The organism is Pseudomonas sp. FG35 (assembly GCF_057809295.1).
In genome coordinates this window covers 184,766-210,561 of the sequence record NZ_JBMDJR010000009.1, presented here as the reverse complement: position 1 = coordinate 210,561, position 25,796 = coordinate 184,766, and the positions used below count along the sequence as shown (strand labels likewise).

Here is a 25,796-nt window from a genome sequence, read left to right as displayed (position 1 = left end):
CGCACCGGGCGGGAGGCAACGAGGCAAAGATCAGCGTCATCAACACCTCGGCCTCCCGCTGCTCCTCACGCAATCCCACAAACCGGCTCATTGCACCGCTCCGATATCGAATTCCAGCGGTTTGGCCGGTTTCTGCCCGATCCCGTACCAGTCCAGATTGCGGGTCAGCACCATGAACACACCGAGCAGACCGAACAGCAGCAGCGAACCCATCAGCAGCGCGTAATCCTCGGCGCTCAGCAGGCCGTAGAGCAAGCCATACAACGCCGCCAGCCCCGCCGAAAAACTCAAGCCATGCCGCACGCTGCGCAGCACGTGGCAGACGTAGAACCCGATCAACACCACACAACCGCTGGCCGACAACAGATACGCCAGGGCAAACCCGATGTGCTCCGACAACGACAGCAGCAACAGATAGAAGAACGCCAGCGCCACACCCACCAGCGCGTATTGCACCGGGTGCACCGCCAGGCTTTTCAGCACTTCGAACAGGAAGAAACCGGCGAACGTCAGGACGATGAACAGCAGCGCATATTTGATCGCCCGGTCACTCTTCAGGTACTGATCCACCGGATCGATGAAGCTCACGCCGAAACTGCGCCCGTTGAACGCCTCGCAATCATTGCCCGACACACAACGGCTCATCGCTTCTTGCAAATTGGTGGAGAAAAACGAGGTCTGCCAGTCAGCGGTAAAACCCTGATCGTTGATCTCGCGCCTGGCCGGCAGGAAGTTACCGATGAAGCTTGGGTGCGGCCAGTTGGCGGCGAGGTTCACGCGACTGGTCTTGCCCACCGGCAGCACCTGCAACGAGCCGGTGCCTTGCAGACGCAGGTCGAAGCCGAAGGCCAGTTCCGTGGTCTTGCTGGTGTCCAGCGCCGGCAGCGTCACTCGCACACCCTCGCCCAGCCAACCGACTTGAGTACCGGGCACGAAGTCCAGGCGTTGCGCGCCCAGCTCCAGCTTCAGGGCATTTTCGATCCCGCGAATGTCGCTGATGCCGACCGCCAGGAACGGCGCATCGAAGGTGTAATCGGCAAAATCTTCCTTGATCCCCAACTGCGCCGGCAGCGAGAAATGGCCACTGATACGGTTATCGGCATGGAACAGCCGCGCCTCGTAAATGCCCCGGGCGCGCAGTTCGGTCTGTACCTGGCCATCGAGTTCAAAACGCTCCGGCAGGAAATACAGGCGTCCGCGCTCTTCTCCGATTTCCTGATAGCGCTCGTCGCTCTTCTCTTTGGTCTTCCAGGTGCGCACCACTTTGCGATACGGCACAACCATCACCGGCCCGCTGAGTTGCTGGCTGTAGCTTGAGCTTCTGGCGATGTCTTCGAGCACACCGTCACGCAGTTGCTGGCGATCGTCGATGATGCCGTCGATCATCAACAGCGGCACCAGCAATACCAGAATCAACAGGGCAATGGCCCCGAGTTTGAATGTCAGATTTCGGTTCATCGGAACGCTCCCTTGTTGGAATGGAGCGAGTCTGCAAACGCTGTATGGATTTGTTATGGAGGTTGTGTGGGCTTTACGTGGAAATACCTGTAAAACGCTTTTCCACAAAAGCTACCACCCGCCCTTCCGGGCACCGACGGACAAGACTGGAATAAAGGACTATCGGATTGCGCAACAACTCATTTGATCTGATCAGGCACGTTGCCGCGATATTGGTACTGGTCAGCCATCACTTTGCCCTGAGCGGATTGCAGGAACCGGGCATCACTGGCTACAACTCGCTGGGTGGCATTGCGGTCATTGCCTTCTTTTCGATTTCCGGCCTGCTGATCACCCACAGCTTCCTCAACGCCAAGGGCATCACTGACTATCTGAGCAAACGTATCGCGCGGATCTTTCCGGCGCTGATCGTTTGCGCCTTCCTCATGACATTTGTGGCCGGTGCGGTGTTTGCCGACGGCTATGTGACGAGCCCCGCCGCCCTGATCGATTTCCTGCGCATCTCGCTGTTCGGCCGCGCGAACATCGAGCCCGTCACTGACGGGTTTATCTTCAGCGAGTCGTTCAACGGCAGCCTCTGGACGCTGAAAATCGAATTCGCTTTCTATCTGCTGGTGGCGGTGGTGCTGAGTCTGCACCGACGGGCGACGGCAGCGGCTGCTTTGCTTGTGTTGTTCTGTGTGGCGACCTTTGTACTGGGCAACGGCCCGGCTACCGCACTGACTCAGAAACTGGCGGTGTATGGATGTGCCGGCATCGCGTTTTTTGCCGGATCGCTGCTGGCCTTCTACAAGCCATTGCTGGGCTACAAACGCCGATTGGCAATCATGCTGGTGGTCTGTATCGGGATTGCTTCACTGGCGATCGGGACACCGATGGCCGGGGTGATCGTCACTCTGTGCGTCTGCCTGGCCACCCTGGGTGTCGGCCTGCTCTACGTCGATCGCACCATCCGCGGTCGATTCGACCTGTCCTACGGCATCTACCTGTATGCGTTTCCCGTCCAGCAGTTGGTGATCAACAAGACATCGCTGACGTTCGTACCGTCCATGATGCTGTCGGCGCTGATCGTGATCGTGCTGGCCATCGCCTCCTGGCACTGGGTCGAGCGACCGGCGCTGCAATGGGCGCATCGCCGAAACAAGGCTCGACTCAACGAGGCCGCAACGCCGTCCTGAGCGGGCGACGGTTTGCCGGGCGGGTCACGGCAGTTGCACCTGCACCTGCACGCCGCCTGCGAGGTTCTCGATGCGCAGAGAACCACCGTGCAACTTGACCACTTCCTCAACGAAATTCAGCCCAAGCCCTGTGCTTTTGCGCCCGCTGTCAGGACGCGGCAATGAGTAAAAGCGCTCGGTCAGACGCGTCAGCGCGTAATCGGGAATGGCCGCGGCCTCGTTGAACAGGCGAAACACAATCTCCTCGCCAACCCGCTCGGCATCGAATCGCAACAAGCCCTTGGGCGGCGTGAAGTCCAGCGCGTTTTCCAGCAGATTGCCCAAGGCCTGGCGCAGCAGAAACGGCTCGCCGAGCAACGCCAGATCGGCGGGGATGGCCCGTTCGATTCTCAATTGCCGCCCTGCAATCCGTGCGGTCTGTGCCTGCAAGACTTCATCGACCAGCGCCACGAGCGGCACGGCGACGCGCTCTTCAAGACCCTGACGCTGCTCCACCTGAGCCAGATCGAGCAGGCGCTCGATCAACTGCTGCATCCGAGCACTTTCACTGTCGATGTTGCCGACAAAGCGCAATCGCTGATCCGCCGACATCTCGTCCTGCAGCAACTCGGCGGCACCGCGAATGGCGGCCAGCGGGCTCTTCAATTCGTGAGTCAACGTGTGCACATAGCGCTCGACGTAGGCCTTGCCTTCGAGCTGGGTGCGCATCTGCTCGACGGCGGTCGCCAACTGCTCCAGCTCGCCGCCGCGATAGTGCGGCACCGCCACCCGACGACCCTCGCTCACGGCCTGGGCGTACACGGTCAAGCGGTGCAGCGCGCGGCTCAGCCACCACGACAGCACGGCGCCGAGCAGCAGGCCGAGGACGATCAATCCGGCGCCGTAACCGAGCAAGCGGCGCTCGGTGCGATCGACATAGGGTTGCAGTGAACTGTTGGGTTTGGCGACCGTGACCACGCCGATGATCGCGCCGTTGTCGCGGATCGGCGCGCCGACGTGCATCACTGAAGAATTCGGATCATTCGGGTCACTGCGGCTGGAGCGTGCGCCGTATTCACCGCGCAGGGTCAGGTAGACGTCGTTCCAGCGCGAGTAGTCCTGACCGACCGAAACACCGCTGGAGTCCAGCACTACGATGCCCTTGGCGTCGGTAACGTAGATCCGGTGGTTGACCTGGTTTTTTGCCAGGCCCCAGATCGTCGCCTTCGGCTGGCGTTCGCCATAGGCGCGAAGCAGCTGCGGCCAGCGATTCTGGTTGAGGGTGCCGGCCTTGAAATCGTCCCGCAAGATTTCTGCCATCAGGTTGGCGGTGTCGACCAGGGTTTCTTCGGTGGACTGGCGCACGCCCGGGCGGATTTCTTCCATCACCGTGTTGAGCACGAAATACCCGGTCAGGCCGATGAACAGCACGTACACCAGGAAAATTCGCAGCCCCAGCGTCATCAGCTATTCCCCGGACTGTAGCTGTAGCCGAGGCCGCGATGGGTCTGGATCGGCTCGGCCTCGGCGCGTACGAGACGCAATTTGGCGCGCACGCTTTTGATATGGCTGTCGATGCTGCGCTCGTATCCGGCATCCGCCGCCACGCCCAACGCATCGAGCAATTGCTCGCGGCTGAATACCCGCTCGGGTTGCTCGAGCAGGCATTGCAACAATCGGAATTCATGGCGGGTCAGGCTCAGGGGCTGGCCGCGATAGCTGATCTGCACGCGTTCGGGATCGATGCGAAACAGCGCCGAGGATGCTTCGATGACCGGGCGTGGCGCCATGCGCTTGAGAATCGCCCGGACCCGGGCCGCCACCTCTCGCGGTGAAAACGGTTTGACGACGTAATCGTCGGCTCCGATTTCCAGGCCCACCACCCGGTCGATTTCGGCATTGCGCGCGCTGAGGAACAGCACCGGTACTTCACTGAAGCGACGAAGCTGTTTACAGGTCTCGAAGCCGCTGATGTCCGGCAGGCCGATGTCGAGGATGATCAGATCGGCCGGAGTCTGACGCTGATGCTCCAGCGCCGCCGCGCCCAGGCTCAGCCAGGTCGTGGTGAAGCCCTCGCCCTGCAAGGCAAAAATCAGCGTGTCGGCAATCGCCGCTTCGTCTTCGACAATCAGGATATGAGGCATGGCGTCCGAGCCTGTGGGTTAAGTGCGCGAACGGTGCCCCAAGCCCGGCGTTACGTCAATGAGACCACTTGGTTTAGCAGTCCGGCTTGTCCGCCGTGAAGCGCCGCGCCGGGTTCACCGCCGCGCCGAACTCGCGCAGGGCCTTGGCACCGATCAGCAACGGGTAGTTGAAGTTGCTGCGGTCGGTCAGGTTGACCTCCACGGTACGCTTGACGTCGCCCAGGCACAGCTCCAGATCGACTACCGGGCGCTTGGCCACTTCGGTGCTTTCGCCCTCGTCTTCTTCATCCGAGCGACTCTTGATCTTGCTGATCCGCGCAATCTTGTGCTCGTACACCTTGTTGCTGGCGTCCTTGGTGGCCAGACGGAAACGCACCCAGTCTTCGCCGTCGCGTTTGAACGTCTCGATGTCCTTGGCCGACAGCGAGGCGGTCAGCGCACCAGTGTCCATCTTGGCCTTGAGCACTTCGCCGCCGATTTCCGGCAGTGCGATGTATTCATAGCGTCCGTAAAGGGTCGGCTCGGCTGCCAGGACCGGCAGGGCGACGAGGGAAAGCAGTGCAAGGAGGGATTTCACGTAAGGGGCTTCCTTGGGAAATGGGGGCGTCAGACGCGAGATTTTAGACCGTTGTTCGCATGAACGTTCCCGGCAGGTTATCGCGCCACAGGTGAAACATTCGTCACCGGCGGATTTGGCCTGTCGGCCGAAGCCACTTATCATGGCGCGCCCATCCGTTTTCCAAGAGTTGCTTATGCGCCGCCTGCTCACCGGCTGTTTCGTCACCCTGCTGCTGTTGTCCAACACCCTCGTGCTGTTCGGCCCGCTGATGGTGTTCGCCCTGCTCAAGCTGATCCTGCCGGGGCGCTTTCGCGACTACGCCTCGTGGGCGGTGATGTGGATCGCCGAAACCTGGGCGGAAATCGACAAGCTGATCTTCCGCCTGTGCATCCCCACGCAATGGGACATTCGCGGCGGCGAAAACCTGCGCAGCGACACTTCCTACCTGGTGATCAGCAATCATCAGTCCTGGGTCGATATCCCGGCGCTGATCCAGACCCTCAACCGGCGCACGCCGTTCTTCAAGTTCTTCCTCAAGAAAGAGCTGATCTGGGTGCCGTTCCTGGGCCTGGCCTGGTGGGCGCTGGATTACCCGTTCATGAAGCGCTACACCAAGGCGTTCCTGGCGAAGAACCCCGAGCTGGCCGGCAAGGATCTGGAAATTACCAAAGCCGCCTGCGAGCTGTTCAAGCGCCAGCCGGTGACGGTGGTGAATTATCTGGAAGGCACCCGTTACACCGCCGCCAAAAGCACTCAGCAGCAGTCTCCGTTCAGTCACCTGCTCAAGCCCAAGGCGGGCGGCGTGGCGTTCGTGCTGGCGGCGATGGGCGAACAGCTGGACGCGATTCTCGATGTGACCGTGGTTTATCCACAGCAGAAGATTCCGGGGTTCTGGGACCTGATCAGCGGCAACGTGCCGCGCGTGATCATCGACATCCAGACCCGCGAGCTGGATCCGGCCCTGTGGCAGGGTGATTACGAAAACGATCCGGTGTTTCGCGAAAAGGTCCAGAACTGGGTCAACCAGCTCTGGACCCTCAAGGATCAGCGCATCGCCGAACTCAAGGGCGAGCGCCGCTGAGTCAACCGTTGGTGCCGGTGCCCCAGATGCTGCCCAGGCTTTGCAGCAACGAACCGCCGACACCCTGCTGACCGAGGTATTGCAGGAGGATCGGGGCAAACTGGCCGACCATCCCGCTGTCCATGCCCAGCGCACCGAAGGCGTTGTTCAGGTCATTGGTGTCCTTGACGTTGCCCAGCGCATTTTCCAGCCCGGCAGACTTGCCCGACGAGCCGAGCAAACCGCTCAGCGCCGCCAGATTGCCAGCGCCGCCCGAGAGCTTGTCGATGCCCGGCACTTCCTTGGCCAGCTCGGAATAGTCCGTGTTGCTCAGCTGGTTCTTCGCCAGTCCCAACATCGCACTGGTGCCGCCGACCGCTTGCTGCGGCGTGACGTTCAGCGCGCTCAAGGCACTCAACAGACCGGCGGTTTCCGACGTCGGCGCCGCGGCGGCGGCCTTGTCCCCGCCCTGCATGCCCGATACCGCACCGGCCACGTCATTCAAACTGAAACCGGCAAACACCGGCCCTGCCGCCAGGGTCAGGAGCGATGCCAGGGCAAAACCGCGTGAAATCTTCATTCAGACATCCTCTTGTGGCGTAAAGACCGCCCGGATACAGGCGATCAAACTGCCGGTTTGACCGGGTAGGCGGCAGCATGTTCCCCCAGACAGAAGCTGTGTTTTCTTGCATCAACCACAGGAAAACATTTCGTCCTGAGTCCACTTACTTCTAAGTTCTGCAGCAACCATTACAAATAGAACTAAAAACCTGTCATTTATGACAGTTGGAAATTTGGAAGGGGAAATGGAATATATGAACTCCAATTACGTAACGGAGTACGAACAATGAAACTGAAAGTTCTCGCAGGTGCACTTGCTTGCCTGGCAATGCTGAGCACTGCTCATGCACTGGAATGCCCAAAGGTCTCGGTGACCGATTCCGGTGGCGCGGAAGATCCGGTATTTACAGCTGCACGCATTAAAAACGGAAACAAGTTCATTTGCCAAAATGATGGTAAAGGCAGTCTGGGCGTCACGACTGTTTTAGAGTCAAGCACTCCAATTACGCCTACTGGATCGGGTTGGGATAAAAACTTAGAGTGTGCAGTCACCGATGGTGATGCCAGCAAATGCTCGGTGAAATTGTAAGTTAGATGTTTAAAAAAAGAGCAACCTACGCGGTTGCTCTTTTTTATGGCTGAAACTTACGCCGCGCTGAACAACTTATGCGGATCAATCACAAACTTCTTCGGCACGCCGGCATCGAACTCGCCGTAACCTTCCGGCGCCTGATCGAGGCTGATGACTTGCACGCCCACCACTTCGGCAATGTTGATGCGGTCCCACATGATCGCCTGCATCAGCTGACGGTTGTACTTCATCACCGGAGTCTGGCCGGTGTGGAAGCTGTGGGATTTGGCCCAGCCCAGGCCGAAGCGAATGCTCAGGCTGCCCATTTTCGCGGCGGCATCGACAGCACCCGGATCTTCGGTCACGTACAGGCCCGGAATACCGATCTTGCCGGCTACGCGCACCACGCCCATCAGCGAGTTGAGCACGGTGGCCGGGGCTTCGGATTTGACGCCGTCGTGACCATGACCACGGGCTTCGAAGCCCACGCAGTCCACCGCGCAATCCACTTCAGGCTCGCCCAGCAGCGCGGCGATCTGTTCGTGCAGCGGGGTGTCTTTCGACAGGTCGACGATTTCGAAACCCTGAGCCTTGGCGTGGGCCAGGCGGATGGTGTTGACGTCGCCGACGATCACCACCGCGGCGCCGAGCAAACGGGCGGAGGCGGCAGCGGCCAGACCGACCGGGCCAGCGCCGGCAATGTAAACGGTGCTGCCCGGACCAACGCCAGCGGTAACGGCGCCGTGGTAACCGGTCGGCAGAATGTCGGAGAGGCAGGTCAGGTCACGGATTTTCTCCATGGCCTTGTCGCGGTCCGGCAGTTTCAGCAGGTTGAAGTCGGCGTACGGCACCAGCACGTATTCGGCCTGGCCGCCGGTCCAGTCGCCCATGTCGACGTAACCGTAGGCACCACCGGCACGGGCCGGGTTGACGGTCAGGCAGACGCCGGTGTGTTGCTCCTTGCAGGAACGGCAGCGCCCGCAAGCCACGTTGAACGGAACGGAGACCAGGTCGCCGATTTTCAGGCTTTCGACGTCGCTGCCCTTCTCGATCACTTCACCGGTGATCTCGTGTCCCAGCACCAGACCGACCTGAGCGGTGGTGCGGCCGCGCACCATGTGCTGGTCGGAGCCGCAAATGTTGGTTGAAACCACACGCAGGATGACACCGTGCTCGATCTTCCTGCCGCGCGGATCCTGCATTTTCGGATAGTCGATTTTCTGTACTTCGACCTTGCCAGCGCCGAGATACACCACACCACGATTGCCAGACATGCTTTCACCTCGCTGTTGTTTTTATGGAACCGCGCCGCCCAGGCAGGTAGCGCGTTAAGTGCTCGGGTTATTGCTTGTTGGTTTTGCGTTGCTTGTGACTCAAAGAACGACGGTGCGATTGGCGTTCAAAAACACCCTCCGCTCAATGTGATACCCCACGGCCCGGGCCAGGGTCAGACCTTCGATGTCGCGGCCCTTGGCAATCAGGTCTTCGGGGTAATGACTGTGATCCACCGCCTCGACGCCCTGGGCGATGATCGGCCCCTCGTCCAGGTCGTTGTTGATGTAGTGCGCGGTGGCGCCGACCAGTTTCACGCCCTTGTTGTAGGCCTGGTGATACGGCTTTGCGCCCTTGAAGCCCGGCAGCAGCGAGTGGTGAATGTTGATCGCCTTGCCATCGAGCTTGCGGCACAGCTCCGGCGACAGCACCTGCATGTAGCGGGCGAGGATCACCAGTTCAGCGCCGGCCTCTTCGATCACCTGCCACACCTGCCGCTCCTGGGCCGGTTTGTCGTTGGGGTCGAGGGGGAAATGGTAGTAGGGAATCTGGTGCCAGTCGGCCAGCGGCTTGAGGTTCGGATGGTTGGACACCACCGCCGCCACGTCCATCGACAACTGGCCGATGCGCTGGCGATAGAGCAAGTCGTTGAGGCAGTGATCGGCCTTGGACACCATGATCACCACTTTTGGCCGGTAGTTCGGCGCAGTCAGCTCGAAGATCATGCCGAACGCCTGACCGCGTTCGGCGAGGCCGGCGCGGAAGGATTGCTCGTCAAAACCGTCGGGCTGACGGAACTCCACCCGAATGAAGAACCGGCCCGAGAGCCGGTCATCGAACGAGTGATGCTCGGTCACGTAGCAACCTTGCTCGAACAGAAAACGCGTCACCGCGTCCACGGTGCCGAGAACGCTGGGGCAGTCGGCGGTCAGAATCCATGTATCCGGGGCGCGGCTCATCGTTTTCTCCTGATCAGGCCTGAACGCTAAGGCCGTATTCGGCGGACGCATCCTGCAACCACAACCACCAGTAATCCGAGAAGCTGCGGCGAATCAGCAGCTCCCAGGTGTCTTCGGCGGTGTGGCGGATCATCAACTGCGACTTGGCGAACACCGTGCCGACCGCCTTGCCGACCGGGAAGTTGTTCGGGTGCACGTCGTAGCTGGTGGATTTCATCAGCACCTGACGCACGTTCGGGCCGCTCAGTTCGAGCAACTGCTGGCCGCCGCTGACGTTGACGATTGCGATGTGCAGATCGCCCAGCGCTTCGCGCAGTTTCTGCTCGGCAGCGAACTCTTCACCGCTCGGCACGATCAGCAGCCACTCGTCCGGGCCCATCCATTGCAGGCTGGTTTCACCTTTGACGATCACGCTCAGGGCACCCGGCAATTCAATGCCCAGCGCCTTGTGCACACCGGCAGCGAACGCGGCATCGTGGCCATCACCACGGATGGTCAGATGACCGAGGAGTTTCTTCTCGCGCACGGTCACGCCGGCGTTCTTGCGGCCCTTGCCGACCAGGCTGGCGAGGTCGGCATGATGCAGCGACGACTCGGCCTTGGCCCCGGTGGTCGGGCGTTGTTGGTAAACGTTGGCTGCGGTCATAAAGCACCCTTCCTGAATTCGGTGTCGCTCCCGCGCCAGGCGCGGGAGCGATCAATTAGATGTTCTGGCGATCGCCTTTCGGATCGAAGAACACCGAAGAAACGATTTCCGCCTCGATCACGCTGCCATCCGCCAGCGGTGCGAACACCCGCTCGCCCATGCGCTTGAGACCGCCCTTCACCACGCCCATGGCAAACGAATAGCCGAGGGAGTTGTGCGCATAGCTGGAGGTCACGTGGCCGACCATGGTCATCGGGATCGACTGCTTGGTGTTGAACACCAGCTGTGCACCTTCCGGCAGCCAGACGTTCGGATCGATCGGTTTCAGGCCGACAAGCTGTTTACGCTGGTCACGCACGCAGTCTTCACGGTTCATGCCGCGCTGGCCGATCCACGAGAACGGTTTGGTGCGGCCAACGCACCAGCCCATGTTCAGGTCGTCCGGGGTCATCGAGCCGTCGGTGTCCTGGCCGACGATGATGAAGCCCTTCTCGGCCCGCAGAACGTGCATGGTTTCGGTGCCGTAAGGCGTCAGGTTGTACTGCTTGCCCGCCTCGACAATCTTCTCCAAAACACCCATCGCGTAATCGGCCTGGACGTTGACTTCGTACGACAGCTCACCGGTGAACGAGATACGGAACACCCGCGCCGGCACACCGCCGACCAAACCTTCTTTCCAGGTCATGAACGGAAACGCTTCATTGGCCAGGTCGATGTCGGTCACGGCGCTGAGCAGCTTGCGGCTGTTCGGGCCGGACAGGGTCATGGTCGCCCAGTGGTCGGTGACAGAGGTGAAGTACACCTTCAGGTCCGGCCATTCGGTCTGGTGGTACAGCTCCAGCCACTGCAGTACGCGAGCCGCACCGCCGGTGGTGGTGGTCATGACGAAATGGTTGTCGGCCAGACACGCCGTCACACCGTCGTCGAAGACCATGCCGTCTTCCTTGCACATCAGGCCGTAACGGGCCTTGCCCACGTCGAGCTTGGTCCAGGCGTTGGTGTACACGCGGTTGAGGAACTCGCGGGCGTCCGGGCCCTGGATGTCGATCTTGCCCAGGGTCGAAGCGTCCAGCAGACCGACGCTGTCGCGCACGGCCTTGCATTCGCGTTTGACGGCGGCATGCATGTCTTCGCCGTTTTTCGGGAAGTACCACGGACGCTTCCACTGACCGACGTCTTCGAACTCGGCGCCGTTTTTCAGGTGCCATTGATGCAGTGCGGTGTAACGCACCGGTTCGAAGATGTGCCCGCAGTGACGGCCGGCTACCGCGCCAAACGTCACCGGCGTGTAGTTCGGACGGAACATCGTGGTGCCCATCTGCGGGATGGTCACGTTCAGCGAACGGGCGGCAATCGCCAGACCGTTGACGTTGCCGAGCTTGCCCTGATCGGTGCCGAAGCCCAGCGCGGTGTAGCGTTTGACGTGCTCGACCGACTCGAAACCTTCGCGGGTCGCCAGTTCGATGGCGGCGGCGGTCACGTCGTTCTGCAGGTCGACGAATTGCTTCGGCGCCCGCGAAGTGCCCTTCTCGTGCGGAACCTGGAACAGCGCCAACGTCGGCTCTTCCAGACGGCTCAGGGCTTTCGGCAACACGGCTTCAACGGTCTGGAAACCGGCTTCGGACGCAGCGCGCACGCCGCCTTCAAAACCGTCGGCCAGGGAGTCGCCGAGGCCGTAGACACCATTGATGCCACCGACGCACACACGTTTCTGCGGTGCTTCGCCCGGTACGAAGCCGAGGATGTCTTCGCGCCAGATCGGCTTGCCGCCGAGGTGCGACGCCAGGTGAACCACCGGACTGTAACCGCCGGAGCTGGCGATCAGGTCGCAGTCGAGCCATTCGCCCGGGCTGGTGACCTTGTGGCCTTTGACATCGATCGCCGCCACGCGGGCAGCGGTCACGTGCTTGCTGCCACGGGCCTCGATCACGGCGCTGCCGGTGAGGATGCGAATGCCTTTGGCGCGCGCTTCTTCAACCAGTGCGCCACGCGGATTGCTGCGGGCGTCGGCGATGGCGACGACTTGCAGGCTGGCGTCGAGCCAGTCCAGCGCCACGCGGTAGGCGTGATCGTTGTTGGTCGACAGCACCAGTTTCTTGCCCGGTGCCACGCCGTAACGGCGCACGTAAGTCGACACCGCACCAGCCAGCATGTTGCCCGGCACGTCGTTGTTGCCGTAGACCAGCGGACGCTCGTGAGCACCGGTCGCCAGCACCACGCGCTTGGCGCGGACGCGGTGGATGCGCTGACGCACCTGGCCGATCGGCGCGCGGTCACCGAGGTGATCGGTGAGGCGTTCGTGAATGGTCAGGAAGTTATGGTCGTGGTAGCCGTTGACCGTGGCGCGCGGCAACAGCAGCACGTCCGGGGTGTTCTTCAGCTCAGCGATGACGCTGGCGACCCACTCCATCGCAGGCTTGCCGTCGAGGCTTTCGCGGGAATCGAGCAGGCTGCCGCCGAACTCTTCCTGCTCGTCGGCGATGATCACCCGGGCACCGCTGCGCGCAGCGGCCAGGGCAGCGGCCAGACCGGCCGGACCGGCGCCGACGATCAGCACGTCGCAGTGCTGGTTCATGTAGTCGTAAGTGTCCGGATCGACTTCGGTCGGCGAACGACCAAGACCTGCGGCCTTGCGAATGTACTTCTCGTAAGTCATCCAGAACGATTGCGGGTACATGAAGGTTTTGTAGTAGAAACCCGGCGGCATCAGCTTGCCGCCGACCTTGCCGAGAATCCCCATCATGTCGTTGTTGACGCTCGGCCAGCCGTTGGTGCTGGTGGCGACCAGGCCCTGGTACAACGCCTGTTGCGTGGCGCGCACGTTAGGAATCTGGGTGGCTTCGGTCGCGCCGATTTGCAGGACAGCGTTCGGCTCTTCGGCACCGGCGGCGAAGATGCCGCGCGGACGCGAATACTTGAAGCTGCGGCCAATGATGTCGACGCCGTTGGCCAGCAGGGCGGCGGCCAGCGAGTCGCCTTCAAACCCTTTGTAGGTCTGGCCATTGAAGGTGAAGCTCAGCACTTTGTTGCGGTCGATCCGTCCACCGTTGGACAGGCGATTGGTCTGGCTCATACCTTCTCTCCCAGCGCCGTCGTGGCTGTTTTCGCAGTGTCAGCCTTGTCGGTGAATTGCGGCTTGGTGCCGATCTTGTAGGTTTCGAGAATCTCGTAGGTCACGGTGTCGCGGGTGACGTTGAAGTACTGGCGGCAACCGGCGACGTGATCCCACAACTCGTGGTGCAGACCGCGAGGGTTGTCGCGGAAGAACATGTAGTCGCCCCACTCCTCGTCGGTGCAGCTGTTCGGATCCAGCGGACGCGGAATGTGCGCCTGACCGGATGCGTGGAATTCCTCTTCGGAGCGCAGTTCGCCGCAGTGAGGACAGAAGATATGCAACATGGGGATTTCTCCTGTTAGTGGGCGACAGCCGCAGCGCCGTGTTCGTCGATCAACGCACCGTTGTGGAAACGGTCGATGGAGAAAGGTGCGGCCAGCGGGTGCATTTCACCCTTGGCCAGGCTTGCGGCAAACACGTTGCCCGAGCCAGGTGTGGCCTTGAAGCCGCCGGTGCCCCAACCGCAGTTGAAGAACATGTTCGGTACCGGGGTTTTCGAAATGATCGGGCAGGCGTCCGGCGTGGTGTCGACGATGCCGCCCCACTGACGGTTCATGCGCACTCGCGACAGCACCGGGAACATCTCGACGATGGCCTGGATGGTGTGCTCGATCACCGGGTACGAACCGCGCTGGCCGTAGCCGTTGTAGCCGTCGATACCGGCGCCGATCACCAGGTCGCCCTTGTCGGACTGGCTGATGTAACCGTGCACGGCGTTGGACATGATCACGCTGTCGATGATCGGTTTGATCGGCTCGGACACCAGCGCTTGCAGCGGGTGGGATTCGATCGGCAGACGGAAACCGGCGAGCTTGGCCATGTGCCCGGAGTTACCGGCGGTGACCACGCCGACGCGCTTGGCGCCGATGAAGCCCTTGTTGGTTTCAACGCCGATGCACACACCGTTTTCCTTGCGGAAACCGATCACTTCGGTCTGCTGGATCAGGTCCACACCGAGGGCGTCTGCGGCACGGGCAAAGCCCCAGGCCACGGCATCGTGACGGGCCACGCCGCCGCGACGCTGAACGGTCGCGCCCATCACCGGGTAGCGGGTGTTTTTCGAGCAGTCGAGGTACGGAATTTCGTCCGCGACCTGCTTGGCGTTGAGCAGTTCGCCGTCGACGCCGTTGAGGCGGTTGGCGCTGACCCGACGCTCGGAATCACGGATGTCCTGCAGGGTGTGGCACAGGTTGTAGACGCCGCGCTGGGAGAACATCACGTTGTAGTTCAGGTCCTGCGACAGGCCTTCCCACAGTTTCATCGCGTGTTCGTACAGGTGCGCCGACTCGTCCCACAGGTAGTTGGAGCGAACGATGGTGGTGTTGCGCGCGGTGTTACCGCCGCCCAGCCAGCCCTTCTCGACCACGGCCACGTTGGTGATGCCGTGCTCTTTGGCCAGATAGTAAGCCGTCGCCAGACCGTGCCCGCCGCCGCCGACGATGACCACGTCGTAGACCTTTTTCGGGGTCGGCGTGCGCCACATGCGCTGCCAGTTTTCGTGGTGGCTGAGGGAGTGTTTGAAGAGGCCGAAGCCCGAATAGCGTTGCATAGTCATGTACTCCAGAACGCTCAGCGATAAACCGGGAAGTCAGCGCACAGGGCCGAAACCTGCTGGGCGACGTTGGCCTCGACATCGGCATCGCCGAGGTTGTCGAGGATGTCGCAGATCCAGCCGGCCAGCGTCACGCACTGGGTCACCTTGAAGCCGCGGGTGGTCACCGCCGGGGTGCCGATGCGCAGGCCGGAGGTGACGAACGGCGACTGCGGGTCGTTCGGTACGGCGTTCTTGTTGACGGTGATGTGCGCGCGACCGAGGGCGGCGTCGGCGTCCTTACCGGTAAGGCCCTGACGGATCAGGCTGACCAGGAACAGGTGGTTGTCGGTGCCGCCGGACACTACATCGTAGCCACGTTTGATAAAGACGCTCGCCATCGCCTGGGCGTTGTCGATCACTTGTTGCTGATAGGCCTTGAAGCCGGGCTCCAGCGCTTCCTTGAAGCACACGGCCTTGCCGGCGATAACGTGCATCAGCGGGCCGCCCTGGGCGCCGGGGAATACCGCGGCGTTGAGCTTCTTCTCGATTTCTTCGTTGGCCTTGGCCAGGATCAGGCCGCCACGGGGACCGCGCAGGGTCTTGTGCGTCGTGGTGGTGACCACGTCGGCGTACGGCAGCGGGTTCGGGTACAGACCGGCGGCCACCAGTCCGGCGACGTGGGCCATGTCGACGAACAGCAGCGCACCGACCTTGTCGGCAATCTGACGGAAGCGCGGGAAGTCGAGGGTTTTCGAGTAGGCCGAGAAACCGGCGACGATCATCTTCGGTTTGCACTCGACAGCCAGACGCTCGACTTCGTCGTAATCGATCAGGCCGGTTTTGGTGTCGATGCCGTACTGCACGGCGTTGTACAGCTTGCCCGAGGACGACACCTTGGCGCCGTGGGTCAGGTGACCGCCGTGGGCCAGGCTCATGCCGAGAATGGTGTCGCCCGCTTGCAGCAGGGCCAGGTACACGGCGCTGTTGGCCGAGGAACCGGAGTGCGGCTGGACGTTGGCGTAATCGGCGCCGAACAGTTGCTTGGCGCGTTCGATGGCCAGCGCTTCGACCTTGTCGACGTGCTCGCAGCCACCGTAGTAGCGCTTGCCCGGATAGCCTTCGGCGTATTTGTTGGTCAGGCCGCTGCCTTGCGCTTGCATGACGCGTTTGCTGGTGTAGTTCTCCGACGCGATCAGCTCGATGTGATCTTCCTGACGTTGCTCCTCGGCATTCATCGCCGCCAGCAGTGCATCGTCGTAACCCTGGATCTGGTCTTGCTTGCTGAACATCGCGTCTCTCCCAGCGGCATCTGTGCGCCATTCGTCTCGGTAAGGCACGGCGTTCAGCCAGTGCCCTTTGATGCGATGGTATGGCCGGCGCAGGGAGGTCAAATGCCTACGGACGCCACGCAAAGGTGCGTTTACGACATGGCGGCGGCGACAGACTCAAACAAGTAGCTGGCGCAAGGCCAGAAGAACCACGAAATGCGCGGGATAGAGCGCATACGCCCAGCGCCGCATGGGTGGCGCGTGGAGGTAAATGGCGTGTCGCAGCAGGCACATTCCGAGCAATGGCGCCATCAGGCAGGTCGCAATGCCGCCGATGGCGACCAAGTTGCCGAACTGCGCGGATTCGAAGAGCACCTGCCACTGATTCGCCGCCAGACACACCAGCCCCGGCAGCAGGCTGAAATACCAGGGTTTGCGAAACACCAGCAACATCGCCAATGGCAGCAGGACGCCGAACAGACCGAACATCAGTCGCTCCGGGAACAACGCGGCCACCAGCAACGCGCCGACAGCCAGCAATCGCGAAACCAGTGCCTGATCCTGCCAGCCCCGCGCCACCAGCAAACCCAGCGCCAGCGTGGGCATCACGTTCAAGGTGTCGGGCTCGGGAATGTACAAACGGTAGGGAATCTCGCTGAGCAGGCTGAACAGCAGCAACCAGCCCAGATAGCGCCATTCGGTCTTGCGCGTGCCGTCCCGCGCCAGATTCGCCGCCATCGCCAGGCAGAACCACGGGAACGCCAGCCGCCCCGGCACATACAGCCAATCGGCGCTGATCCCGACATATCGCAGGTGATCGAGCAGCATGCTCAGCAGCGCCAGCCACTTGAGCAGATCGAGTGCGCCGTCACGCTGGCTCAGGTGCATAATCGGCTCGCATCCTTGTAAAGTTCTCACAGCGACATCCCGTGTGCTCCCCGGATGATCTTCGGTAAAGTGCGCACCCTCATTGACCAACGGAGCGCCACAAGCGCACCGATCACGGAAGCCGGCCATGACCGACAAGAGCCAACAATTCGCCAGCGACAACTACTCCGGTATCTGCCCTGAAGCCTGGGCTGCCATGGAACAGGCCAACCACGGCCACCAGCGCGCCTATGGCGACGATGAATGGACAGCCCGCGCCTCGGATGATTTCCGCAAGCTGTTCGAGACCGACTGCGAAGTGTTCTTCGCCTTCAACGGCACCGCCGCCAACTCGCTGGCGCTGTCGTCGCTGTGCCAGAGTTACCACAGCGTGATCTGCTCGGAAACCGCCCACGTCGAAACCGACGAATGCGGCGCACCGGAATTTTTCTCCAACGGTTCGAAACTGCTGATCGCCGGCACTGAAAACGGCAAGATCACCCCGGCCTCGATCCGCGAAGTCGCCCTCAAGCGCCAGGACATCCACTACCCGAAACCGCGCGTGGTGACGCTGACCCAGGCCACCGAGGTCGGCAGTGTCTACACCCCGGAAGAAGTCCGTGCCATCAGCGACACCTGCAAGGAACTGGGCCTGAACCTGCACATGGACGGCGCGCGGTTCTCCAACGCCTGCGCCTTCCTCGGCTGCTCGCCGGCGGATCTGACCTGGAAGGCCGGCGTCGACGTGCTGTGCTTCGGCGGCACGAAAAACGGCATGGCGGTGGGTGAGGCGATCCTGTTCTTCAACCACAAACTGGCCGAAGACTTCGACTACCGCTGCAAACAGGCCGGGCAACTGGCTTCGAAGATGCGTTTCCTGTCGGCGCCGTGGGTCGGCATCCTGGAAAACGACGCCTGGCTCAAATACGCCCGCCACGCCAACCACTGCGCGCAACTGCTGGCCGAACTGGTCAGCGACATCCCGGGCGTGGAACTGATGTTCCCGGTCCAGGCCAACGGCGTGTTCCTGCAACTCTCGGAACCGGCCATCGCCGCCCTGACCGCGCGCGGCTGGCGCTTCTACACCTTCATCGGCAAGGGCGGCGCGCGCTTCATGTGCTCGTGGGACACCGAAGAGGAACGCGTACGCGAACTGGCGCGCGACATCCGCGAAGTCATGTCGGCCTGATCGCCTCCCCGTGGCGCGGGAGCCTGCTCCCACGCCACAGCTCCTCCCCCTCCTGTTTCAGCTCCATCGTCTACATTGTCTGTCGAGCCATCGCTCACATAACAATAAGCAGGAGCTTGCGCATGTCGCTAAAAGGCAAAACCTTGTTCATCACTGGCGCCAGCCGTGGCATCGGGCGCGAGATTGCGCTGCGGGCTGCACAGGACGGGGCCAATATCGTGATCGCGGCCAAGAGCGCCGAGCCGCACGCCAAGTTGCCCGGCACCATCCACAGCGTCGCCGCTGAAGTCGAAGCGGCCGGCGGCAAGGCCCTGGCGCTGCAACTGGATGTGCGGGATGAGGAGGCGGTGCGACAGGCGCTGGCCCAGGCCAATCAACATTTTGGCGGGATCGATGCGCTGGTGAACAACGCTGGGGCGATCAAGTTGACCGGTGTGCAGCACATCGAACTCAAGCGTTTCGACCTGATGCACCAGATCAACACCCGCGCGGTGTTGCTGTGCAGCCAGGCGGCCTTGCCCTACCTGAAGAAATCCTCCGGGCACATCCTTAACCTGTCACCGCCGCTGAATCTGGCCAGTAAGTGGTTCGCCCAGTACAGCCCCTACACCGTGACCAAGTACGGCATGAGCATGCTGACGGTCGGGATGAGCGAGGAGTTTGCCAACTACGGCATCAGCGTCAATTCGCTGTGGCCGCAGACCATGATTGCCACGGCGGCCATCGAGTTTCAGCTGGGCAATCGGGAGTCGTTCAAGCATGCGCGCACACCAGCGATCATGGCGGATGCGGCGCATGTGATTCTGAGCAGCAGCGGGCGGCGGATTACCGGGCGGTTGTTGATTGATGAAGAGATCTTGCGCGAAAGCGGCGTGAGCGAATTCGACCACTATCGGTTTGAGCCGAAGAGTGACGCGAAGTTGATGACGGATCTGTTTATCGACTGAGCATTTTCAGAATAAACCTACACCAGGACCTACATAAACCAAACAGGCTTCGCCATAGACTGCCTGCTCCTTTTTCGAGGAGTGCTGACTATGGCGAACCCTGCCTACATGACCATTACCGGCAAGACTCAAGGCCTTATTTCAGCCGGGTGTTCGACCCCGGAATCGGTCGGCAACAAATACCAAAAAGCCCATACCGATGAAATCATGGTGTTCGCCTTGAGCCATGAAATGCGCCGCGACAACAACCTCGGCAAAGCCGTCCACCAACCGGTCATCATCACCAAAGCGGTCGACAAATCCTCCCCCTTGCTGGCCCAGGCGCATTCGAACAGCGAAGAACTCGAATGCACGATCAGCCTTTACCGAACCTCGCCTCAAGGTCAGCAGGAGAAGTTTTATTCAATTTCCCTCGATGGGGCCGTTCTGGCTGAACTCTCGCAGGAAGTGCCCCACGTCATTCTGCAAAACGACGCTCAACCTCAAGAACAACTGGCCATTCGTTACCGCGGCATCAGTTGGGTACACCACATTGCGGGCACCACCGGCCATACCTCGTGGGGCAGCCAGGATTGAACCCTCGACCACATGATCCCTGCGGCGTTGAGGATGCCGCCGGCAATCTGCTCGGCCAGGCGCTGACCGCCAGTGCTCGCCATCTGGCGTTCGGCATCGCGCGCGTGCAGTTCAATCAACAAGTCGCATATTTCGCCAAGCACATCACCGATGAGGTTGCCGCCGGACGCCTGACTCCGGAGCAGGGAATCCTTGCGCTTGTGCAGGAACAACACAACCTGCTGAACCAGTCTCGGATCCTGCAGCAAAACAGGCACGGAGCGATCACCGGCACGGCCAAGGCACGACGCTTGTCGATGCTCCCACAGCCTGCAGCAACTCCCGATCCGGAACGTCTGCTGCGGGCCGCTCACCAGCAGAACCTGAAAGTGACACGCCCGAACTCAGCCCCGCCCTCCTCTCCGCGTCCGGTCAACGACTTGCGAATGGTTCCCCGCGAGCATTGGCCGCAGGAGCTGCCGGCGCCCGAAGAGCCAGGGTTCTACATCGTGCCCAAAAGCGTGTCCGCCGAGAAACTTCAGGCGCAGCTGTTTGCGTCGCCAAACCCGAGTGTCATCGCCAAATTCAAAAGCCTGAATCCACTGGAGGACGTGGTGAAGGCCGGATCGATGATTGTTCTGAGTGATCCAGACAATCAGCAATGCACCTATGAAGAATCACTGCTGATGGAAACCGCGCACATCGTCAGCATGGCGCTGGCGCCGTTGACGGTGGAAGAGGCGGACTTTTTTGCCCAGCACTATGAGGTCATCAGACGGACGCTTTCAGATGGGTCAAAAGTTATTGGGGTTGGTACTGCCATGGCGGCTAATCATCTGGATGGCATAAAAGCCGCTTTGAAAGAAATTGAGGCATTGCATATCAGCACTATCGAGACCAATGGCAGCCTGAACTCAAAAGCATTCAAAAAGCGGCGCGCCGAATTACTTCAACGGCTGGACGGACAGCTAACCGGATTGACGAAGAAAGTCATTGGCCTCCCTGATCACCCAAACCTCAAGATCGCTCTAGGAATCGAGCATCCGCACCTGGTGCACCGCTGGAGGAAGGCTGGCGGCATCGGCCAGCCGCCCGGGTACGCCACTCACATTCAAGGCGTGGTGAAAGCCTCGCAATACGTAAAATATGGCGGATGGATTGGTACGGCCGTGGCTGGCGGAGCCTCGGTAATGAAGGTTCAGGATGTCTGTACGAACGAGAACGCCGAGGAGTGCGAAAAGATTAAATTCACCGAAACCGGAAGTTTTCTGGGTGGAGCTGTCGGTTCTGCTGTAGGTGCAAGCACGGCCTCCACCATTTGCGTAGCACTCGGGGTATCCAGTGCAGGAATCGGTGGGGCACTGTGCGGGATCGTGGTTGCGGGAGCCGGATCCTTTACGGTCGGCTATATGGGCGAAAAAGGCGGCGAAATCGCCGGTGAATTGATTTACGAGAAAACCCGATGAGTTATGAAACTGCAAGAGATGCCTTTATCATTCTAAACATCATAAACGTCGCCGCACTCATAATAATTAACTGCATCGTTTTATATATCGCAAAAACAAAAATAGAACTAATAATGAACAGCCTTCAAAACAGTTCGATCGCCGGAGGCCTTATGATGCTATGGCATGGAGGCGTGCGGGGGCGGATCTACATGATGGGGGAAATTTTTAGCTTCCTGAAACGTCCAGAAATCTACCTTTACCAAGGGAAACTGAGCGCAAAAGATATTAAAAATTTTCCGCCAGACTTCAAACGCACGCTACTTACACTATATAAATATCAGAGAATTTCCGGCTTAACTTTTTTGCTCTTTGGACTTCTCGCCGCATTAGAAGTTATTTAAAAACAGCAACTAATTACTTCATACGATCTCCCCTACGAGAGATCGCCCCCAAGCCTGCAAACTGAATTCAATATTCGATCCGAACATCCCCCTTCGGCACACTGCAGCAAGAAAGAATGTACCCCTCCGCCTCGTCGTCCTCGGTGATCCCGCCGTTGTGATCCATCTCCACCTCGCCGCCCAGCTTGAGCACCTTGCACGTCCCGCAGATCCCCATGCCGCAGGCTTTCGGGATCATCAGGCCGACCTTGGCAGCCGCCGCATGCACGGTCTCGCCCGGCGCAACACGGATGCTCTTGTCCGAAGAGGTGAATTCCACCAGGTGCAGATCCGCCGCCGGGACTTCCGGTGCTTCCGCTGCCTGTTCGGCCTGTTCCACCGCGTCGGCACGGGCTTCCGGCGGCGTGGCGCCGAAGGATTCCTCGTGATAGCGCTTCATGTCGTAGCCGGCGTTTTCCAGCAGGCGTTTGACCGCCGTCATGTACGGCGTCGGGCCGCAGCAGAAGACTTCGCGCTCGAGGAAGTCCGGCACCATCAGTTCGAGCATCTTGTGGTTGAGGTAGCCGCGATAGCCGGCCCACGGCTCGCCCAGCCCATGCTTTTCGCAGATCAGGTGCAGGCTGAAGTTGTCGATCCGCGACGCCATGTGTTCCAGCTCGCGGTGGTAAATGATGTCTTTCGGCGAGCGGGCACTGTGGATGAACGTCATGTCGACGTTGCCGTTGGTGTCGTAGAACCAGCGCGCCATGGACATCACTGGGGTGATTCCGACGCCACCGCTCAGGTAGAGCACTTTCGGGCTCGGGAAATCGATGGCGTTGAACAGCCCGACCGGTCCGTGCACCGCCAGCTCCTGGCCTTCATGCAGGGTGTCGTGCAACCAGTTGGAGACCTTGCCCCCCGGCACGCGCTTGATGGTCACCGAAAAACTGTACGGCACCGACGGCGAGCTGGAGATGGTGTACGAACGCATGATCGGCTGGCCTTCGATCTCCAGCTCCAGGGTCACGAACTGCCCGGGCTTGAAGAAGAACAGGATCGGCTGGTCGGCCATGAAGCAGAAGGTGCGCACATCCCAGGTTTCCTGGATGACTTTGACGCAACGGACGATGTGTCGGCCATTGGCCCAGGTCTGGGTGGTGACCGGATTCAGGAAGCTGTTCGACATGCTGTTCTCCACGGCCGACTGTCGGCCTTCATGTGGCGATTCTGCGTATAGCGCGAACGCCCCGTTTACCTATCCGCGACATTGACATACTTATCGCGACCAGCCCCCAACCACCGGGGGTTGCGCGTCGGGAACAGATTGCACCATGTCGCCCATGGATAAGGTTCCGGGCAGCGGCGGCCCCACACTCGCCCCCAACACAAACAGATTCTTTACACCTTGCGCTGCAACCCTGATCAGCCACTTTCGCGGCCACGCAGATGGCCTTGAGGAATTCATCGATGGACACCGCAAAAATCAGCCTGGGCGACCCGCTGGAACCCGCACGCAAGGCCACCGCACAAATGCTCCAGGAACGCGAGCGCACCTATTCGCTGCCGCAACCGTTCTACAGTGACGAACGCCTGTTCGATATCGACATGCAGGAGATCTTCCAGAAAGAGTGGTTGATCGCCGGCATGACCTGCGAGATCCCGGCCAAGGGCAACTACATCACCCTGCAGATCGGCAAGAACCCGATCATCGTCATTCGCGGTGCCGAAGGCGTGGTGCACGCGTTCCACAACGTCTGTCGTCACCGTGGCTCACGCCTGTGCACCAGCGACAAGGGCAAGGTCGCCAAACTGGTCTGCCACTACCACCAGTGGACGTATGAGCTGGACGGTCGCCTGCTGTTCGCCGGCACCGAAATGGGCGCCGACTTCGACATGAAGCAGTACGGTCTGAAACCGGTGAACGTGAAGACCGCCGGCGGTTACATCTTCATCAGCCTGGCGGAGAACCCGCCGGCCATCGATGACTTCCTGTCGACCCTGAACCACTACATGGAACCGTACGACATGGAGAACACCAAGGTGGCGGTGCAAACCACCTTGATGGAAAAGGCCAACTGGAAACTGGTGCTGGAAAACAACCGCGAGTGCTACCACTGCAGCGGTTCTCACCCGGAACTGTTGAAAACCCTGCTGGAATGGGACGACGTCACCGACCCCCGTGCCGATCAGGCGTTCAAGGATCACGTCGCCGCCTCCGCTGCCGCGTGGGAAGCCGAAAAGATCCCTTACGCCCACGCCAGTTTCGGCCTGCGCAACCGCATCGTGCGCATGCCGCTGCTCAAGGGCACCGTGTCGATGACCATGGACGGCAAACAGGGCTGCGCCAAGCTGATGGGCCGGATCAAGAACCCGGACCTGGGCTCGATGCGCATCCTGCACCTGCCGCACTCGTGGAACCACTGCATGGGCGACCACATCATCGTGTTCACCGTGTGGCCGATCAGCGCCCAGGAAACCATGGTCACCACCAAGTGGCTGGTGCACAAGGATGCGGTCGAAGGCGTGGATTACGACGTCGAACGCATGCGCCAGGTATGGGACGCGACCAACGATCAGGACCGTCGTCTGGCCGAAGAGAACCAGCGCGGGATCAACTCCACCGCCTACCAGCCGGGCCCGTACTCCAAGACCTATGAGTTCGGCGTGGTCAACTTCGTCGATTGGTACAGCGAGCGGATGCTGAGCAACCTCGGGGCCGAGCCTGCGCCGTACCTCAAAGGCGTGCCGGTCCAAGGCTAAAAAGCATCGCTGGCAAGTTGAATCGTGACAGATCTTTCCCACGCTCTGCGTGGGAACGATCACACAATCACCGCATCATTTCGATGACCACCTCACCGATCCATCCTCCCCGATAAACTCCTCGAAAATCTCCTCCCCCACCAACCTGATCTTCGCGTACCCGTTCAACACCCGCAGCGGGTAGTCCGGATCGTTCGCATCCTTCGTCTCCGAAAACAGCACCCGCGAATGCCCGTTCAGCTCGCTGGTGGTGCCGTAGGGAATCGCTCCGTGCCCGGCACAACGCGCATGCAGTCCGCCCTGGGCCGCATAGACAATGCCGTTGTGCAAATGGCCCCAATACCAATAATCCGGCTCACGCCCCAGCGCATCGCACACCGGTTGATACAGCGCAGTCTTGTGGTGCCCGGTGATGTCGAAGCCCTGATGGTGGCTGAGCACCATGAGTTTTTTGCGCTTCGGCAGGCCCTTCATCCATTCGATCTGCGGCTTGTTCAGGGTGCCGTCCATGTACAGGTTCATGACGTCCGAGGCGTACGCCGTATCCAGCCCGACAATCAGCCAGTCGTCATTGATCAGGGCAAAGTAACTGGTGCCCTGCTGCCCCGGAAAGCGCGCCGCCAGTTCCTTGAAGTAACCGTGGGCGCCGCTGTACATCTCGTGGTTGGAATTGAGGGTGAACGAGCCGTGGGTGCCCATCGGCCAGCCGGCCATGTCGGTGTCTTCCTGGGAGTGAGTGCCGGCGTAATAGACGTCCCCCAGGTGAATGGTGAAATCGGCATTGGCCAGTTGCATCTGGTTGGCCACCGACACCGCCGGCGCATGGCTGTTGAACGGTCCGGTGCCCCAGTCGCCGGCAATCGCCAGCGTCACTTCGCGCTCCATGGTCACCAGCGCCGGATCGGTGCCGAAAGTCGCGTGATGGCGCAGGTTCTCGATCCACTTGAGCAGAGCCTCGCTCCACAGCAGATCCAGCAGTTCCCATTTGCGGCAGCCAAGCAACGTGCCGTCCTTGAGCACCTTGGTCTGCAATTGATCGGGCGATTGCGGCAACGGCGTCGCGTTGCCGATGCGCAGGATCGACAAACCGTGGGCCAACTCCCACGGCACGGCCGGCTCGTCGGTCGGCAACTCGCCGTGCTTGAGCACGTATTGCGCCTGATCGTGACCGCGTTGGAGCAACTTGATGATGGCCTCGAATTCCTTGGGTTCGAGTTCGCTGATGAGCTTCATCCAGGCCATTTCGATGCGCGTGAACAAGCCGTGCAGGCGCAGCTTGACCTTGTCGTATTCGTGTTTCAGATGACCGACCGCTGACATGGCGAAATCCTCTATCCGTAAGG

General features: G+C 60.7%; 24 protein-coding genes. 9 read left to right on the top strand and 15 right to left on the bottom strand.

Going from position 1 to position 25,796, the window contains the following annotated elements:
• Positions 1–87 precede the first annotated feature (87 nt).
• The gene (creD, locus tag ACODTD_RS19250) at positions 88–1,458 is read right to left on the bottom strand and encodes a cell envelope integrity protein CreD (RefSeq protein ID WP_285354376.1); all 1,371 of its coding nucleotides are present in this window, start codon (positions 1,456–1,458) and stop codon (positions 88–90) included.
• A gap of 167 nt (positions 1,459–1,625) precedes the next feature.
• Between creD and ACODTD_RS19245 the strand changes: the two genes are divergently transcribed.
• The gene (locus ACODTD_RS19245) at positions 1,626–2,636 is read left to right on the top strand and encodes an acyltransferase family protein (protein ID WP_285354375.1); all 1,011 of its coding nucleotides are present in this window, start codon (positions 1,626–1,628) and stop codon (positions 2,634–2,636) included.
• Positions 2,637–2,660: 24 nt separating this feature from the next.
• Here the strand turns inward: ACODTD_RS19245 and creC are convergent, their stop codons facing one another.
• From creC to rloA2, 3 genes are all read right to left on the bottom strand, one after another.
• Positions 2,661–4,079 (bottom strand): two-component system sensor histidine kinase CreC, encoded by a 1,419-nt coding sequence (gene creC / locus ACODTD_RS19240; protein ID WP_285354374.1) that lies wholly within the window; start codon positions 4,077–4,079, stop codon positions 2,661–2,663.
• A complete protein-coding gene (gene creB / locus ACODTD_RS19235; RefSeq protein ID WP_011336264.1) occupies positions 4,079–4,759 on the bottom strand; it encodes a two-component system response regulator CreB in 681 nt (226 codons plus the stop codon). Before creB ends, creC begins: the two co-directional genes overlap by 1 nt.
• A gap of 73 nt (positions 4,760–4,832) precedes the next feature.
• Positions 4,833–5,336, bottom strand: coding sequence for a retropepsin-like aspartic peptidase RloA2 (rloA2, locus tag ACODTD_RS19230; RefSeq protein ID WP_011336265.1), 504 nt, complete (start codon positions 5,334–5,336; stop codon positions 4,833–4,835).
• A gap of 175 nt (positions 5,337–5,511) precedes the next feature.
• Between rloA2 and yihG the strand changes: the two genes are divergently transcribed.
• Entirely contained in the window at positions 5,512–6,399 is an 888-nt protein-coding gene (gene yihG, locus ACODTD_RS19225) for a 1-acylglycerol-3-phosphate O-acyltransferase, YihG family (protein WP_041475446.1), read from the top strand.
• A gap of 1 nt (position 6,400) precedes the next feature.
• Here yihG and ACODTD_RS19220 read toward each other — a convergent pair whose 3' ends face one another.
• Entirely contained in the window at positions 6,401–6,958 is a 558-nt protein-coding gene (locus tag ACODTD_RS19220; protein ID WP_011336267.1) for a DUF2780 domain-containing protein, read from the bottom strand.
• Between the two features lie 267 nt (positions 6,959–7,225).
• Between ACODTD_RS19220 and ACODTD_RS19215 the strand changes: the two genes are divergently transcribed.
• Positions 7,226–7,528 carry a hypothetical protein gene (locus ACODTD_RS19215; RefSeq protein WP_285354373.1) on the top strand — a complete coding sequence of 101 codons (303 nt, stop codon included), beginning with the start codon at positions 7,226–7,228 and terminating at the stop codon, positions 7,526–7,528.
• 56 nt (positions 7,529–7,584) lie between these two features.
• Here the strand turns inward: ACODTD_RS19215 and fdhA are convergent, their stop codons facing one another.
• The 8 genes from fdhA to ACODTD_RS19175 all read right to left on the bottom strand — a co-directional run bounded on the left by fdhA (position 7,585) and on the right by ACODTD_RS19175 (position 17,192).
• Positions 7,585–8,784 (bottom strand): formaldehyde dehydrogenase, glutathione-independent, encoded by a 1,200-nt coding sequence (gene fdhA, locus ACODTD_RS19210; RefSeq protein WP_011336270.1) that lies wholly within the window; start codon positions 8,782–8,784, stop codon positions 7,585–7,587.
• Between the two features lie 99 nt (positions 8,785–8,883).
• Positions 8,884–9,741, bottom strand: coding sequence for a formyltetrahydrofolate deformylase (purU, locus tag ACODTD_RS19205; protein ID WP_285354372.1), 858 nt, complete (start codon positions 9,739–9,741; stop codon positions 8,884–8,886).
• 13 nt (positions 9,742–9,754) lie between these two features.
• Positions 9,755–10,387, bottom strand: a complete 633-nt coding sequence (locus ACODTD_RS19200; RefSeq protein WP_064380256.1) for a sarcosine oxidase subunit gamma — start codon at positions 10,385–10,387, stop codon at positions 9,755–9,757.
• Positions 10,388–10,442: 55 nt separating this feature from the next.
• The gene (locus ACODTD_RS19195) at positions 10,443–13,460 is read right to left on the bottom strand and encodes a sarcosine oxidase subunit alpha (protein ID WP_085654007.1); all 3,018 of its coding nucleotides are present in this window, start codon (positions 13,458–13,460) and stop codon (positions 10,443–10,445) included.
• Entirely contained in the window at positions 13,457–13,786 is a 330-nt protein-coding gene (locus ACODTD_RS19190; RefSeq protein WP_011336273.1) for a sarcosine oxidase subunit delta, read from the bottom strand. The genes ACODTD_RS19195 and ACODTD_RS19190 overlap by 4 nt, the downstream gene beginning before the upstream one ends.
• 14 nt (positions 13,787–13,800) lie before the next feature.
• Entirely contained in the window at positions 13,801–15,051 is a 1,251-nt protein-coding gene (locus ACODTD_RS19185) for a sarcosine oxidase subunit beta (RefSeq protein ID WP_003206307.1), read from the bottom strand.
• A gap of 20 nt (positions 15,052–15,071) precedes the next feature.
• Positions 15,072–16,325: a serine hydroxymethyltransferase gene (gene glyA / locus ACODTD_RS19180; protein WP_011336274.1), complete on the bottom strand. Its 1,254-nt coding sequence runs from the start codon at positions 16,323–16,325 to the stop codon at positions 15,072–15,074.
• A 156-nt stretch (positions 16,326–16,481) separates the two neighbouring features.
• Positions 16,482–17,192, bottom strand: a complete 711-nt coding sequence (locus tag ACODTD_RS19175; RefSeq protein WP_489105097.1) for a TraX family protein — start codon at positions 17,190–17,192, stop codon at positions 16,482–16,484.
• A gap of 127 nt (positions 17,193–17,319) precedes the next feature.
• On the opposite strand from ACODTD_RS19175, the gene ACODTD_RS19170 reads away from it, so the two are divergent.
• The 5 genes from ACODTD_RS19170 (at position 17,320) to ACODTD_RS19150 (ending at position 21,711) form a co-directional block, all read left to right on the top strand.
• Entirely contained in the window at positions 17,320–18,360 is a 1,041-nt protein-coding gene (locus ACODTD_RS19170) for a threonine aldolase family protein (protein WP_011336276.1), read from the top strand.
• A 122-nt stretch (positions 18,361–18,482) separates the two neighbouring features.
• Positions 18,483–19,307 carry an SDR family oxidoreductase gene (locus ACODTD_RS19165; protein WP_129972201.1) on the top strand — a complete coding sequence of 275 codons (825 nt, stop codon included), beginning with the start codon at positions 18,483–18,485 and terminating at the stop codon, positions 19,305–19,307.
• 90 nt (positions 19,308–19,397) lie between these two features.
• Positions 19,398–19,883, top strand: a complete 486-nt coding sequence (locus ACODTD_RS19160) for an Hcp family type VI secretion system effector (RefSeq protein ID WP_011336278.1) — start codon at positions 19,398–19,400, stop codon at positions 19,881–19,883.
• Positions 19,880–21,328 (top strand): hypothetical protein, encoded by a 1,449-nt coding sequence (locus ACODTD_RS19155; RefSeq protein ID WP_011336279.1) that lies wholly within the window; start codon positions 19,880–19,882, stop codon positions 21,326–21,328. The genes ACODTD_RS19160 and ACODTD_RS19155 overlap by 4 nt, the downstream gene beginning before the upstream one ends.
• Complete coding sequence (locus ACODTD_RS19150) at positions 21,325–21,711, top strand: hypothetical protein (protein ID WP_011336280.1); 387 nt, start codon at positions 21,325–21,327, stop codon at positions 21,709–21,711. Before ACODTD_RS19155 ends, ACODTD_RS19150 begins: the two co-directional genes overlap by 4 nt.
• Before the next feature lie 67 nt (positions 21,712–21,778).
• Here ACODTD_RS19150 and gbcB read toward each other — a convergent pair whose 3' ends face one another.
• Positions 21,779–22,879: a glycine-betaine demethylase subunit GbcB gene (gene gbcB / locus ACODTD_RS19145; protein WP_011336281.1), complete on the bottom strand. Its 1,101-nt coding sequence runs from the start codon at positions 22,877–22,879 to the stop codon at positions 21,779–21,781.
• A gap of 281 nt (positions 22,880–23,160) precedes the next feature.
• Between gbcB and gbcA the strand changes: the two genes are divergently transcribed.
• The gene (gbcA, locus tag ACODTD_RS19140; RefSeq protein ID WP_011336282.1) at positions 23,161–24,453 is read left to right on the top strand and encodes a glycine-betaine demethylase subunit GbcA; all 1,293 of its coding nucleotides are present in this window, start codon (positions 23,161–23,163) and stop codon (positions 24,451–24,453) included.
• 75 nt (positions 24,454–24,528) lie between these two features.
• On the opposite strand, the gene ACODTD_RS19135 is transcribed toward gbcA, so the two are convergent.
• Positions 24,529–25,773, bottom strand: coding sequence for a metallophosphoesterase family protein (locus ACODTD_RS19135; RefSeq protein ID WP_221615996.1), 1,245 nt, complete (start codon positions 25,771–25,773; stop codon positions 24,529–24,531).
• Positions 25,774–25,796 lie beyond the last annotated feature (23 nt).